General features: G+C 42.4%; 10 protein-coding genes. 2 read left to right on the forward strand and 8 right to left on the reverse strand.

Annotation, left to right across the window (positions count from 1 at the left end; translation table 11 throughout):
• A partial coding sequence (locus tag BSCG_RS04775) for a helicase-related protein (protein ID WP_032849730.1) occupies positions 1-2,806 on the forward strand: 2,806 nt, incomplete at its 5' end.
• A 483-nt stretch (positions 2,807-3,289) separates the two neighbouring features.
• Here BSCG_RS04775 and BSCG_RS04770 read toward each other — a convergent pair.
• The 8 genes from BSCG_RS04770 to BSCG_RS04745 form a co-directional block, all read right to left on the reverse strand.
• A complete protein-coding gene (locus BSCG_RS04770; protein ID WP_008667781.1) occupies positions 3,290-4,648 on the reverse strand; it encodes a transposase in 1,359 nt (452 codons plus the stop codon).
• Between the two features lie 225 nt (positions 4,649-4,873).
• Positions 4,874-7,168 carry an NACHT domain-containing protein gene (locus BSCG_RS04765; protein ID WP_008777087.1) on the reverse strand — a complete coding sequence of 765 codons (2,295 nt, stop codon included), beginning with the start codon at positions 7,166-7,168 and terminating at the stop codon, positions 4,874-4,876.
• Positions 7,165-7,902: a hypothetical protein gene (locus tag BSCG_RS04760; RefSeq protein WP_032849731.1), complete on the reverse strand. Its 738-nt coding sequence runs from the start codon at positions 7,900-7,902 to the stop codon at positions 7,165-7,167. Before BSCG_RS04760 ends, BSCG_RS04765 begins: the two co-directional genes overlap by 4 nt.
• Before the next feature lie 60 nt (positions 7,903-7,962).
• Entirely contained in the window at positions 7,963-8,901 is a 939-nt protein-coding gene (locus tag BSCG_RS0127890; protein ID WP_032849732.1) for a BsuBI/PstI family type II restriction endonuclease, read from the reverse strand.
• A 1-nt stretch (position 8,902) separates the two neighbouring features.
• The gene (locus BSCG_RS0127895) at positions 8,903-10,459 is read right to left on the reverse strand and encodes an Eco57I restriction-modification methylase domain-containing protein (RefSeq protein ID WP_008777089.1); all 1,557 of its coding nucleotides are present in this window, start codon (positions 10,457-10,459) and stop codon (positions 8,903-8,905) included.
• 331 nt (positions 10,460-10,790) lie between these two features.
• Positions 10,791-11,144 carry a helix-turn-helix domain-containing protein gene (locus tag BSCG_RS04755; RefSeq protein ID WP_005643639.1) on the reverse strand — a complete coding sequence of 118 codons (354 nt, stop codon included), beginning with the start codon at positions 11,142-11,144 and terminating at the stop codon, positions 10,791-10,793.
• Positions 11,145-11,156: 12 nt separating this feature from the next.
• On the reverse strand, positions 11,157-13,202 hold the full coding sequence (locus BSCG_RS04750; RefSeq protein ID WP_008777090.1) for a bifunctional DNA primase/helicase: 2,046 nt from the start codon (positions 13,200-13,202) through the stop codon (positions 11,157-11,159).
• Positions 13,186-13,530, reverse strand: a complete 345-nt coding sequence (locus BSCG_RS04745; RefSeq protein ID WP_008777091.1) for a helix-turn-helix domain-containing protein — start codon at positions 13,528-13,530, stop codon at positions 13,186-13,188. Before BSCG_RS04745 ends, BSCG_RS04750 begins: the two co-directional genes overlap by 17 nt.
• Positions 13,531-14,220: 690 nt before the next feature.
• Here BSCG_RS04745 and BSCG_RS04740 point away from each other — a divergent pair.
• Positions 14,221-15,441 (forward strand): site-specific integrase, encoded by a 1,221-nt coding sequence (locus BSCG_RS04740; protein ID WP_008777092.1) that lies wholly within the window; start codon positions 14,221-14,223, stop codon positions 15,439-15,441.
• Positions 15,442-15,548: the final 107 nt, after the last annotated feature.

Below are 15,548 nucleotides of genomic sequence, written 5' to 3' on the forward strand. Positions count from 1 at the left end.
TGGCGGCAAGACGCTCATCATGTGCTGTGCCGCCTACGAGATGAAGCGTCTGGGACTGGCGAACAAGCCCCTTATCACCGGCCTGAAGGCGAACATCCACGAGATCGCACAGACCTTCGCCACCGCCTACCCGAACGCCAAAGTCCTCTATCCCGGCAAGGAGGACTTCACGCCGGAACGCCGTGTCGAGATTTTCCACCGGATGAAGAACAACGACTGGGACGCCATCATCCTCTCGCACGAGCAGTTCGGCATGATACCGCAGTCCCCCGAAATCCAGCGTGACATCCTGCAACAGGAACTGGACAGTGTGGAAGAGAACCTCGAAGTCCTCTACCAGCAGGGTGCGGAAGTGAGCAACGCACAGATCAAGGGCATGGAGAAACGCAAGATGAACCTTGAGGTCAGGCTGAAAGAGCTGCTCCACGAGATCGAAACCTGCAAGGACGACGTGGCGGACTTCAAGCGCATGGGCATCGACCACCTCTTTGTCGATGAGAGCCACCGGTTCAAGAACCTGATGTTCACCACCCGGCACGACCGTGTGGCAGGTCTGGGCAACAGCGAGGGCAGCCAGCGTGCGCTCAACATGCTCTTCGCCCTGCGCACCATCCAGCAGCGCACCGGCAAGGACCTGGGAGCCACCTTCCTGTCGGGAACCACCATTTCCAACTCGCTGACCGAGCTGTACCTGCTCTTCAAGTACCTGCGCCCCCGGGAATTGGAGCGTCAGGGGATCAACTCCTTTGACGCATGGGCGGCGGTGTTTGCTCGGAAGTCCGTCGATTACGAGTTCTCCGTCACCAACGAGGTGGTGCAGAAAGAGCGTTTCCGCTACTTCATCAAGGTTCCGGAACTCGCTTCGTTCTATTCCGAGATCACCGACTTCCGTACCGCAACCGACATCGGCATCGACCGTCCGGAAAAGAACGAGATACTGCACAACATACCCCCGACGCCCGACCAGAGGGAGTTCATACAGAAGCTCATCGAGTTCGCCAAGACCGGCAATGCCACCGTACTGGGCCGCCCGCCACTGAACGAGAGGGAAGAGAAGGCGAAGATGCTCATCGCCACCGACTACGCCCGGAAGATGTCGCTCGACATGCGGCTCATCGATCCGCTCTCCTACGGCGACGACAAGGACAACAAGGCCACCCATTGCGCCGATATGATTGCGAAGTATTACAATAAATACGCCGGGCATAAAGGCACTCAGTTCGTTTTCTCGGACTTGGGAACCTACAAGCCCGACCAGTGGAATCCGTACAGCGAGATCAAGCGCAAGCTGGTGGAGGATCACGGCATCCCCGAAGACCAGATACGTTTCATTCAGGAAGCCAAGACCGAGAAGAAGCGCAAGGCGATGATCGAGGCGATGAACGAGGGAAAGATACGTGTTCTCTTCGGCTCGACTGAAATGCTGGGCACGGGAGTCAACGCCCAGAAGCGGTGTGTCGCCATCCATCATCTCGACGCACCGTGGCGGCCTTCGGACTTGCAGCAGCGGGACGGCCGGGGCATCCGCAAGGGCAACGAGGTGGCCAAGCTCTATGCGGACAACAAGGTGGACGTGATAATCTACGCAGTGGAGAAGTCGCTTGACAGCTACAAGTTCAACCTGCTCTACAACAAGCAGCTTTTCATCACCCAGCTCAAGCAGAACAACATGGGTTGCCGTACCATCGACGAGGGAGGCATGGACGAGAAGGGAGGCATACCTTTCTCAGAGTACGTGGCGGTGCTTTCCGGAAATACCGACCTGCTCGACAAGGCACGGTTGGAGAAGCGGATTGCCGGCATGGAAGGGGAGCGCAAGGCCTTCCAGCGTGGCAAGGGGGAATCACGCATCAAACTGGAAACTTTCCTGGCGAACCGGGCAAGCAACGATGACATCATCGCCCGTGTCAGGAAGGACAAGGCCGCCATCGAGAGCCGTATGCAGTACGACAAGGAGGGCAACAGGCTCAACCCCTTGAAGATTGACGGCGTGGCAGGCGATGATCCGAAAGTGATTGCCGCCAAGCTCCACGAGATAGAGGACAGGGAACGCACGCACGGCCAGCCGAAGGTCATCGGCTCGCTCTATGGCTTCGACATCGTTGTCAAGACCGACACCACCGTCAAGGACGGTCTGGACTTCTGCGAGAACCGTTTCTTCGTGCGTGGCGAAGGCAACTTCCTCTACAACTATAACAACGGCCGTTTGGCGGTCGATCCGAAAACCGCCTGCCAGAACTTCATCAACGCCTTCGACAGCATCCCCCGCCTGATAGAGAAATACACGAGGGACAACGAAGCCATTGAGAAGGAACTCCCCGTCCTGGAACAGGTCGTCGGGGAAGTCTGGAAAAAGGAGGACGAGCTGAAGCAGCTCAAGGCCGACCTTGCCGCTCTCGACCGCAAGATCCTGCTCTCTCTCAAATCAGTGGATGCGCAGGAAAAAAGCACCGACGGAGTGATCGAAGTCGTGCCCTCCCAACCGGTAACGCCCGACGGACAGGATAACGCCCCCGCCGCCGGCATACCCGTCGCCGATGCTCCGCCCGGCAGTCCCTCACCGGGCAGTGTCCCCACACAGGACACGCCCCCTGCCGAGCCTTATGTCCACCGGATGCCCGACTTCCTCGCCGACAGGCAGCGCACTCCGCCCAAACTAAGCGGAATGCCCAAAAGCATCAGCATCAAAGAGGCAATGGGAGCGCTTGGCGGCAAGCTCGTCATCGGAGGCGTCCCCAAGTCCGGCAACAAGGACGATCCCGATCCTGACCGGCCCGAAAAGCCCAAACCCAAGCTGAAGTTATAGCTCCTGTAACCGAAGCCATAAAAACAATCCCACTCCGCCAGCTTCCCATGAAACAGCGGAGTGGGGTTTAAGTTTTTGTATAGCTAAAATTTAGAGCTAATGGCAAAGTTCTAATAAATTCAAGAATATAATATGATTAAGACATTCAATAGTACAAAATCATAGATATCATTATTACATTGTAAATGCAGTAATGGATTTAAACTCTTCATAAATCTTTCTTGCCTTCAAGTTTAAGATTTGCTTTCTTCTCTACAAAATATTTAGCACCGTTATCTATTATAATCGGAGCTTCTTTAATTAGGGATATTCAGTAAATGTCTCTAAAAAATAAGATGGCATATGAAGATGATAGGGCATGACCATTTCATATGCCATTCTTATTGTCATTTTTCCGTGCTTTCTCACATACTTCTATCCGACAGGACATGACGTTCCGGAAGAAGTCTGATGACCTCTTCTGATTCTGTGAGTAAAATCATCTCATGCTGCTTTAGCTGTTTTGTTTCTGATTTTTTCTATCATCAGTATGGCATTTGCCGTATGTATTCCAAAGAAAATCCACAGTATTTCCGTCTTCCTGTTTCTGGCCTTTATCCTTGAGAGCGAGTAATGTTGCTTTTGAGTGCCGAAGCTTCCTTCAAGCCGTGTTGCCCTTTCTTTTGAGAGTTCGCTTCTAAGCACCTTCCTCAAAGGCTCATCTTTGGCCGCCCTTCCCTTGCGCACAAAGGATGTGGATATCCCATATTTTGTACAGAACTTTCTGTTGGCATTATTGGCATATATGGAATCGGCAGCCACACATCTTACCCTTACATTCATAAGCTTCTGCTGCATACGGATACAGTCCTTCAAGCGTATACCCTCATTGAATGCCTTGAACGAGAGGTGTTCGATGAACGATATGCCGTCTATCTGTATATTATTGACCTTTGCACCGAACTCGACGGACTTGGTTTCCTTGCCTCTGACGATGGGACGTACATAATGACGGTCAATGCTGACGATGCGGTCACTGACTTTCCGCCCTTCAAACATTTCCTTTTCTTGTACAAGCACCTTTCTGATGATGGAAAGACGCTTATGGTAATCCTGGGTATATCGGAGTAAAGCACCGTACTCGCTATGGATCCCATCCCTTTGACTGAGGAGCTTTTCAAGAAGCTTGATCATACGGCGCTTAAGCATTCTTGTCCTTGAAGCTCTCCTCTTTCTTTTCTTGCAGTAGGACAGATAGGATTCCGCCACATTCCTGTATTTGTTGCGCGGACGCCTTATGCCCAGCTCCCTGCAATGCCGGCATATATGCCTGTAGAGCCATTCGAGGCTTTCCCAAAGGAGTTTCATGTCCGTAGGAAAACGCATGTGGCTTTCATAGCATGTGGCATCGGTCATGCAGACGTGAAGGTTATCAAGATAAGGTTTCCAGTGTGAAGCCAGGAGCTCCTGGAAAGAATCAATGTCAAGGCGGGATGCTATCTCATTACGGATGGCACTGACTATCTTGAAGTTGGTTATGGGAAGGGACGGGGGAATCATAATTCCACAGAAAATCTGGTAGTGTATGTTCCCGTTCAGATGTTCCACCAGTTGCCTGTCGGAGAATCCGGTGTATGCCTTCAGGACCATAAGGGCGATCTTTGCGGAAGGACTGAATCTGTTCCTGCGTCCCAGGCGCCGGTCCGACAGGCCGGCGGCTTTTGCCATACATTCAAACGGAAAGACAGAATGAAGCTTGCCAAGCTCACTCTCATTAAAACTCTTGCGGTATTTTTCCAGAATATCAAATTCTGTAAAACCCAAAGTAGGGTGAATTTCTGAAATATTCACTATCTTTGCCATATCTTATTAGTTTGGATATTTCCCCCGTTTTGGCCGTCAAACCTTATTTTCGGGGGAATACCTAAAGATACAAAAAAGCCAACTAATTCGCAATACTTTGTGTATGAATTAGTTGGCTGATTTTGTAATATTTAATGAATGTCCCTAATTAGTCGAACCATCATATTTCTCACAAGAGCTGTGAAATGACATTATATCAAACAATATGCTTCGAAAAAAATATTTTCATTTTTTATAACAATTAACTTCTTTCCAAAATTTATATAATTCAGCTTTTGTATCTTCTTCAGCTTTAAATATTTCTGCTAAATCATATTTTTTTAATACCCACGCCTTAGTAGATGCTTGTAGTGTATTTTTAGTACTCTTCTCTTCTATTATATCATACTTTATCAATAATGGAATGATTTCATTTATTATAAGATCAAAATTTTTGGAATTATAAATAGGATCTTCTTTTATATTTGACTCATATTGATAAGTTGATTTTATATATTTATTTAAAAAACGTTTTACACATTTTCTAAATTCTGAATTATGAACTACAACTTCATTAACTACAGTTGTTTTATCTTCTTCATATATTATTTGCTTATTCTTTAATTGCTGAATAATATTATATGGAGAATATTCGGAAAAATACTCTTCGTCTTCAGTTATAGAAGTTACCATGTTAATGGTACAGTTAGGTTTTATCCTGACATCTGTAAACATATTTTCTGAATTTTCGTAAAAACGAATATCAGTAAAAGAGCACGAATCAAATGTGACATTTTTTAATATCGTCTTGCGAAAACTTATATTAATGAACATGCAATTTTTAAACGTAATATTACATAAAAATTTATTTTCAAAGATTAAGCTAGAGAATGTAATTTTTTCTCCGATTTCTAATAAGCCTTCTGGTTTGTAATCGTCTAGAATATATGGAAGCAATGTTCCAATATTAGGTTGCAAATAGGTTGGCTTCCATTCCTTCTTTTTTACAGAAATTAATCCCTTTACAATAGGCAATACACTTTCTTTATTTATTCGTTTAGATAAATATTGTGCTACAGAGTCAGGAAGTTGTGCTAAATACAGGAAATTACTTGCTTTTGAAAAATTATTATCGGCTACCGCATCATGTAAAATTTGTTCAAATGATCTTGCTACAAAAAAGTGTTTAAATTCTTCATGGTCAAATTTTCTGTACCAATCTTTATTTTCAACAGGAACTAATAGAGCATAAGACTCTATCATCCTAATAATTAAAGGTTGTATTCTAGACTCTATTTTCCAATCTTCAAACAAAATCGTCAATATAAATTGCATGGATTCGATTGAAATAATATCTTTTTGGTTACTCCACATTTCATAAGCTATTTCAGATAATAGCCTTATATGCTGATTAAATGTAAGATATGGTCTTCCTGTTTCTTTATCAGTATCTTTCCATTTTATAACTTCTCTTCTAACAAATGCCTCTATAACATCATTAATACCTGTTAATGAATTTCCACCTCGAGCAACAAATTCAGAAGGCGTTTTTTCATCTTCAAATGAGTAATTAACTACTTTTGTAAACAGATAGGGTCTTTCTAAAAGGGGATGATTTTCCGATTTTAATATATCCACCAAACTGTTAAATTCTTGTGTGCTATTATATGCATATTTTGTTAAATATTCCTCGCATTGACTTCTTCTCCAATTATGTATCTTAATTTCATCAAATTCACAATCAAGAGCAACACTTTTCTTTAAGATCCCTGTTCTTTTCAAATAGTCTTGGGTATTGAAAAAGGTACGTCTAGAAGCTGCAATAAGAGTTCCAGTACCATTCATCTTAGTTACAAGGTCTTTTAAAGAGCCTAGTGCTGTTTCTCCACCAACCTCCGCAGCTAATTCATCAAAACCATCAATTCCTAAAATGATAAGATTCCTTCTCATTAATGCAATGATAGAAGAGTAATAAAGTCCAGAAAATCTCAGCTCTCCTAATTCGTACATTATTGCTTCATTTAACCGAACTAAATCTCTTCCATGTAAATTTATATGCCAAAATAAAAAATTAGACTTTCCTTCTACATATTTTTGGGCTTGCTCATATTGAAATTCTCTAAGTAATGCCGTTTTTCCATGCCCTGCATCTGCTGTTACAAAACTAATTTTAGTTCCAGCAAAGAGTCTATCTGTGCATTCTTTTGTTAGAATTTCCAAAGCTTTTCCTTCACTTTTTTTATTTGTTGTTATAAGTGTAGCTATAGGATCAACATACTCTTTTTCCTTGCTTTTTCTTTGCAATATTTTATTTGCCAAAATATCCAACCTGGCCAATTCTTTTGCTAAAAATTTTTTATACGGTAATCGATTATTATTGTATTCTACCCAAATTGCGTCATCTTCATTTTGCGAGAGCTTAAATTCCATCATTTGACCTTGTCGTTCAAAGGCCACACTACCATCTCGTTCAAAGATAACATCATTTTCATCATCTGCAAATGATGATATTTCTTTTATTATTAATTCAAAAGTCTTCATGATAGTTGAAAGATTTTAATATTAAAATTTTCTAATATAGAACTATAATTTACTATGTTTTGTACATTTTTTATTCCTACAAATATAGGAAGCTCCTCCTTTTTTTTATGGCATAATGCTAATGCAGGGAAATGATCCATATCATCAGAAATTAGATATAAACAATTTGTTGAACTTTCCTCACAATATGAAAGCAAGTCACAAGCAATCATTGTGTCAACCATTTTCTGTTCTCTTTGAAAAAATATATCAGAATGTTTTGTCATACAGCCTTCATTTAGGCAAATTTTATCTTTATTTCTTGTGAATTTTGATAAAATATGAACAGGACATATGTTTTTCCGAGAATCACATTTATCGCCCTTTGCTGTATGATTTATCCGTAAACGTGGTATTCCTTTTTTTTCTCTATAAGTATTATGCCATATATAATCTATGCCATACAAATTGTATACAATTTGAATATCTCCAAAAATTCTTTTGTTCTGATTTATAATATGAGGGAATATATCAATATTAGAAATTTTCTGAAATACTACCGAAGCTCGATTTGTTAAATCATCATCTTGATACCATCCTCCATATAATCGAAAGTTTATTTGCATCACATCATTATGTATACTAATATAGTCTATTATTTTAAGAAACAAAGATTCAATTTGCTCTTTGCTATATTCATTTATATCTTTTTGAAAATAGTTATCAAAATCTATTATAACAACAGCATTATTCATTACAAACAATTTATCTATATTACTCAATAAGACTTTTTACATTATCCACATAAATAACTACTATCTTGGCCCTATAAACCTATCTCCATTAAAATGAATCATATGATCTGGATTTTCTGCTATCCAAACTTCGGTTTCCCATGCAATATCAGCCACATGTTTCTTGAACTCTGATCTATCAGGAAAAGCAGTAACATATACTTTCCCCGCTTTGCATTCTTTCGTGAAATCTTCCAGCTCGATTACACGTTTGGGAGATACCGGCCCATGCGAAGTAACCACTTCGATTAGGAATAGCCACTCTTTATTACCGTCATAAATGACAATATCCGGCAGTTTGCTGTGTTCTGTGATCGGAATGCCAATTTCTTTTAAAAGCTCCTTGTTACAATAAAGGTCTTTATTGGCAGTATCACCGATATAAAGGACTTTTGCGCCTGCCGCAAAACGAGGTGCAAACTCATTAATGACCGCCGCTTGTACTTCATTATGCTTGCCCGGAGACAGTTTAAATTCCTTACCTTCAATAGTAACCGGTATCATTTCCATCTCACGGCTTTTCTCATACTCTTCAATCAATCGCCCTACCGCATCATTAAAGTTTTGAGCTTTTATTTCCCATTCTTGGGTATTGTATGATTTTATTGTTTCATAGGCTTCTTCTGTCAGTTTGTAATGGGCGTTTGGACTGTTCACCGGTAAAGCAGGATTATCTGGGTTATAATCTACGATACGTGCCTGCAAGAACTGATGAAGCACCTGCCGTCTAAAAGTTTCCCGTGTATTTGGGGCATACGGCTGCTCTTTTTTATAGTTCTCATTGACAAATGCCATAATATCCTTGCTTATTTTTAAGCTCTGGCGGGTGGAATCCGCCCAGTTGTCTTCTTCCTTTAATCCGCATAATGCAAGTAAAGTCAAAGCGGATATTTCATTCTGCTGCGCCGGAGGCAAACCCAACACTGACAATATATCTTGTGCATCACTTATTTTGCTCATATTACATAAAATATTTGTTTACAATCTTATTTACGTTCACCATAGAATAATCATTCATGGCAATCAGGTCTTTTCCGATACTTTCAATGACTTCAAGGGGAGGCATGGGCATCTCCCTCAATTCCGTAGCACTGACATTTACATTTCCATTGAATGTTCTGAAATAATTATCGAACAAGTCACTATTCAATAAGGCGGCTATCCCCATTACCTCCATACGGTTCAAGTGTCCTTTGGGACGATAGATATAGTTCAGTTTGTTTTCGATTCCTACATGTGCGCAGGAAGTCATGTTTCCAAAATAAGGTGCGGCAATTAACCGGCTATTATCGTCTTTGGAGCTGAAACGTCGCAACAGAACATAATTCTTGTTAGGTAACAAGGTGGATACAGACATTTCATTTATATGAATGAATTGAGGTTTTCCTTCCTTTACGACAGGATGATCAGCCAGCATCTTTACTACGTTATGCAACCAATATAGTGCTGCTGTTCCTTCTCCGGAGGTTTCACATAATTGTTCCTTTGAACGAAAAGCTACAACCGGGCCGGTGGAAATCTGGATATGATATTTGTTCAGGTTGCCATCCCATGATTTGAACAGCCTGATAATTTTCTCGTCTTCAAGGCTGACCGGCAAATGCAATATCAATTCTTTTGAGGTAAGGTCAATGATTTCTTTCCGCTGTACTTCTTTGATTGCAGGGGTGGCCAAGTCGGAAAGCCCCTCACTGTATGATAAAACGACATTATAATCTGCCCCCTTTTTAGGGGAACATTTCATTATAATTGTTTCCTGAAGCACATTATCTTTGGAAAACGTATCTTTCCGGGTATTGAAAAGGTGGACAAAATCTATCTGTATATGCTTAAACAGGAAATTACGGAACAAACGAAAATATCTTCCCGAAGTGAAACTTCTTGGGGTTATATAAATCATCTGACCTTGTTCCGCAAGCAATAAAGCTGATATGGCCATAAATATAGAGTATATATTAGGCTGTCCGTCTATAATGCATTGAGCCGCTTTCACCCGTTTATCCTCTTTGGAAAGTTTGAAATAGGGAGGATTGGATATGATCAAATCATATTTCTGCAAACTATCAGCCCTGCCATAAATCGTATCAGAATATAATACTGAATAATTGGATAAAATAAAGTCCTCACAATATGAACGGCAATCAATCCGGACATTATGGCGCATCCCCCATATTGTTATATATTCCAGAATTTTTTGTAATCCCGGTATAAGATTTTCATCGGTTTCGTATGTAACCAACTCTATCTGTTTTACTTTTGATTGCAAAACCAGATTCTCAATCATGGCACATGATAATATGGCAGTTCCACATCCCGGATCTAATACGGAGACAGAATCCTTATTCACACTTATTTGTTTACCCATAAAATAGGCGATAGATACCGGTGTGAAAAACTGACCGTTACTTTTCTTGAAAGCAGCAGTAACAGTATCAGTATATAACCTGCCTATTCTATCTGCGTAGTTAGTAGGCAGCTCGTTCTCATAAGGCTTTATTTCAGACCAACTTATATTCATAATTGCAAAATTAGGAAAAAACCTTTGGATTCTTCTTATGAATGTATTTTTCTTTTTTTGCAGAATCATGATAGATACTTGAGTATTGAGGGAATTAACTTTTCATATTCCGGTTTTTACGCCACGAAACTGGAATATTTTTAGATGTACACATAAAAAATGATACCCCTCCGGACCGCTGTCCTTTGGAGTATCACCATTCGAACAAGAAAAGAAACTTCATCCTGTTTCACAACTGTATGAAGTCATTGCCATGACAAACACCAATACGCAGTTTGGGATTTCCTGCCTCACGGCAGTAGTTTCACCGGTACAAAGCAAAAACATGGACTTATTCTTTCGGCAGCGGATAGCTCTCGGACAACTTGTCCTCACGTGCCTGCCGTTTTATCTCGTTCTCGTCGAAGTTGTTGCGGATGAACTCGTGCAAGTCTGACTCCTTGTAATATGTCTTGTGATATATCGAATAGAACTTCAACACCCCGTTATTCCGGTATCGTTGCAGCGTGCGTTTGCTGATGCGCAACAACAGGCATACCTCCTGATTGTCGTACAGACGCTCTCCGTTCAGGTAGTTCAGGTGCTTTTCCCTCGTTTCCGCCTTGTCCAGCTTCCGTGAGATGCGGTACAGCTCACCCATGATACGTTCCATCCATGCTTCAAATTCCGTTTTATCTACTAACATACGCTTTCCTCCTTAAAAGTTCCCGATAACATAATGGCTCTGGTTATCGGATGATTTCAGAATGATTTCTTTCTCACGCATGAACCTGATGTAGCTTTTCGCCGTGCGCTCCTTCACTTCCAGTATCGACTGGATTTCTTCCGCAAGCTCCACATAAGTAACAAAGCGCCTCCGGCTGAATACCTCTTTGGCCACCGCTACAAGCTCATCCTCTTTGCGCTTGTCCTTTTCCTCTTTCGGCTTTTCGCCCAGATAGACGTGCATGGCCTTTTCCTTATCCCACGAAAACTGCATGATAGGCACATCCAGCGGACTTCCATCCCTTACTTTCAGAGCCTTCACCACCGATATGGCCGGATCGCTGTCCTTCTCTATGGAAAGGATTGCCGCAGCCTTCCGCTGCAACTCGCTTCCCAAGTGTCCCCTCAGCTTCAGCCCGTTGGGGATAAAATGCAGTACCGTAACGATACACGTCTTGTAGATACCGGCCAGCCGGTACAGTTCTTCCACGACGGCTATGCTCTCCGCTTCATCGTTGGCGCATTTTATCAAATCCGCAATCCCGTCTATCACCACCAGATGAACACCGCCGTATTGATAATGGTACTTGTCCAAGCTCTGGATAATGGAAAGCAGGCGTTCTTTCCGGCTCATTCCCATAAGACAATACGCCTTGAACCATTCCGGCATCGCCTCACGTCCGCAGCGCCGCAGTAGGTTGCTGATATTCTTATAAAGCTGCACTTCGCTCTGTTCCGTGTCATAGAACAGGACCGCCTTGTTCTTGCTATTTTCGTGAAGCGTAACGCCCAGCGCATCCACATCCGTTCCGGAGGGACGGATAGCACCGGCAATCAACGCAGCCACATAGTTACTTTTTCCCGTGCCTTCTCCGCCGGTGACACAAAGCAGGTTGCCTTGAGTTCCGAGAGGCACGTCATTTACCGATACGATCATCTGTGCAATGGGAGGCGGGTTGTTGAAATCCACCTCGCAGGATTTTAATGCCGACATGGTTTCACTGTATAAGGTTTCCAGATAGTCCAGAAAAAGTTTTATCAAATCCTCACGGCTGTTTCCCAGCATAAAGTAGTCCGAGACATCCTTCTCCGTCTTTATACCGGCAAGCGGGAGCAACAACCGTTTAACCCCGTATTCTTTCAGTTCCTCTTCACGCTTCGCCGAGCTTTTCAGCCCGATGCTGTCCACATCATAGAGGAGGATGATATGTTTGAACCGGAACGAAAGCCGGTGTATGACAGCCGCAGGGATAAAAGCCGTTTCCGAATTGAAACAGATCGCATGGAAACCGTGTGCCGCCAGACTCATCACGTCCTTTTCCCCGCCTGTGATAAAGAGCAGATCACCTTTTGCCGGCAGCTGGTCCAGCCCGAAACAGTAGTTGTCGCCAAAATCACCGGCGTACAGGAATCGCATTTGTGAACATGGACGGTAAACCTTGATATGCTGTTTACCCATATATCCGAACATCGGTTCATCGACGCTTGTCATGCAGGAAAAAGGCTTCTTTTCCTGGTTCTCGCTGCTGAACTTCTTCAGCGATACCGTCCGGTACGCTTTCAGAACATTCTCCCCGATTCCCGATTTACCCCAAAAGGCAAGTTCCGCAACCGTAAAGGGCTTTTGCACGACAGTATAAGGCCGGACGCTTTTCGCTTTCGGTTCTTCCGATACCACTTCACTCTTTTGTGACACTTTGCTATGGCTCACATGATATCCCTCATGTGCGGACAGCCCCAAATGCAGATCACGGTTTATCATTTCCATGATCTCGACAAACTCTTTAGGCTCCTTGCAGTTAAGGCCGTTCAGCCTGCCCACCAGCTCAAAGCAGTCCCCCGAATAATCCTCGTTCCCGAAATCCTTCATTTTAAACACACCGGCCTTACGTTCATAATAAATATTGCACGAAGCCTTCGTATCCTTATAAAAAGGGTTCAGGAAGTTCTTTCCCACCTTGAAGTCCACCGGCAGGTAATAGCGGAATACGGAAATGCCCTTTTCCGTCATTTTCAGTATATCATCCTTTCTTATCATTGCCGATTCTCGTTAGGTAGTTCTTGCGAAAATCCTCCAATGTTTGAGGTTTGCACCGAATGGTACGCTCTTCCAGACAGCGTTCGACTTCCGACAGCTTGTACATACACCGTCCACGCAGCATGGAGTAGCTGATCAGGTGTTCATCCCTCAGGCGTTGCAATGTGCGTGTACTGATGCCTAACGCTTCCGCCAGTTGATTGCTGTCCAGCCAAGCCTCCTTTTTTTCTTCCGAAGGCAACTGCGCTGCGGCTACATACTCTGCGATTTTTTCTATCTTCCCTACAAGCGCTTTATACGCTTCGCTTTCAAATGTAATAACTTCCATAACAAACTTAATTTTCAATGTTTGCTGCAAAAGAATAACAATAAAAGGCAGCGCATGGGATACTATACGTGTACTACACCATGATTTTTTCGGTTCAGCGCAAAAGGAGGGGAACCGCTTCACATAAACGGCGGTATCGAGGCGGACGGCAAGGCTGTAGGACTGATGCAGCATCCGCCCGGTGCAAGGGGCAAACCTATCCATATATATAGGTTCGCCCCTTGCACTGGGGATCTTTTTTAAAGATTTAATAATCAAATGTTTGGAAAATAAAAAGTAATGCTCTATCTTTGCGGCATCAGAGAACGGCTGACAAACGAATGCCTCTCACTGACAACAAGCGTTCCTATAAATCGTTACTAATTCGTTACGGTACAATTTTTCAAGGTTTACAAGAGCTTATAAATCAAAGATATAGACCGCTACGGTGAAAACCCCAGGCGGATCACTTTTCAAAGCAGCAAAAATGCATAAAGCTCTGATAATCAAACTTATCAGAGCTTTTTCTTTTATATCAAACCTGCATTTTACCGCGAATTGGAACACCTAATACAGGTGAAATCGGAGGACTTAAATTCCTCCAAATTTTAGTCCTCCGAATTGGTGTTTTATTCGCTGATTGTCTGCATTTTACGTGATACCATTCATCGCTTCTAAAAGTAACTTTGAACCATTAAACTTTTAAAGTGTATGAGTATGAAAAGAAATTATTTTTCGGTCCTTTTCTACATCAAGAAGGCCAAATTATTGAAAAACGGAGAGGCTCCTATCTGTCTGAGAATAACCGTAAATGGGAAACGCGCGGAAATTCAAATCAAGCGTAGTGTGGAGATTGGCAAGTGGAATGCCCAAAGGGAATGTGCAATTGGTAAGGACAGAAAGCATCTGGAACTTAATCACTATCTGGAAACAGTACGTACCCGCGTACTTCGTATTCATCGTGAGTTAGAGCAGGATGATAAACCTATCACTGCTGAAATTCTGAAGAATTTATTCCATGGTGAGAGCCAAACTCCCAAGATGTTATTGGAAGTTTTCAAAGAACACAACACAAAGTATCGTGAGTTAATAGGGAAAGATGTGGTGAAAGCTACAGTGCTCCGTTATGAGAGAACCGTACGATATCTTGAGGAGTTCTTGAAAAAAGAATATCAATTAAACGATATTCCTCTTTACAATATCAACCATGAGTTCATATCCAATTTCGAATTCTTTATCAAAACAGAAAAAAATTGCGCACAGAATGCAACTGTTAAATATTTAAAGAACCTAAAGAAAATTATCATATTGGCACTTACAAATAAATGGATGACGGATAATCCATTCTCCGGAATCAGGTTCAAACAAACCCAATCTAATCGGGAGTTTCTCAGCGAAGAGGAACTACATATTATTATGGAAAAAAAATTTAAGATACCTCGTTTAGAAATAGTACGCGACATATTTGTTTTTTGCTGCCTGTCCGGATTAGCATTCACAGATATAAAACATTTACGTCCCGAGCATATTACAAAAGGTCCTAATGGGGAAAATTGGATTCGAAAGCCTCGTGAAAAGACAAATAACATGTGTCACATACCGCTGCTTGACATTCCCGCATTAATAGTTGAAAAATATAAGAACAATCCGATCTGTGTACAAAAGAACATGGTGCTTCCTGTACCTTGTAATCAACTGATGAACAGTTATTTGAAAGAAATTGCCGATATGTGTGGAATTACTAAAAAGTTAACGACCCATGTCGGCCGCCATACGTTTGCATGCATAGCTCTAGCAAATAAAGTGTCAATGGAAACAATCGCCAGAATGTTAGGACACTCAGACATACGAACCACGAAAATTTATGCAAAAGTTTTAGACACTACTGTTTCCAAAGAAATGGAAGTTATGAAGCATAAATTTGCCATATAAATAAGATATCAAAGGGGATGTCGTTTTTTGCGACATCCCCTTTGTTAGAAAGTTATATCTCTCTGAATCTAAACAAACACACGTCTCTTTATTGAGTGTTAGCTCCT

This window comes from Bacteroides sp. 2_2_4 (genome assembly GCF_000157055.1).
In the GTDB taxonomy this organism is placed as follows: Bacteria; Bacteroidota; Bacteroidia; order Bacteroidales; family Bacteroidaceae; genus Bacteroides; species Bacteroides ovatus.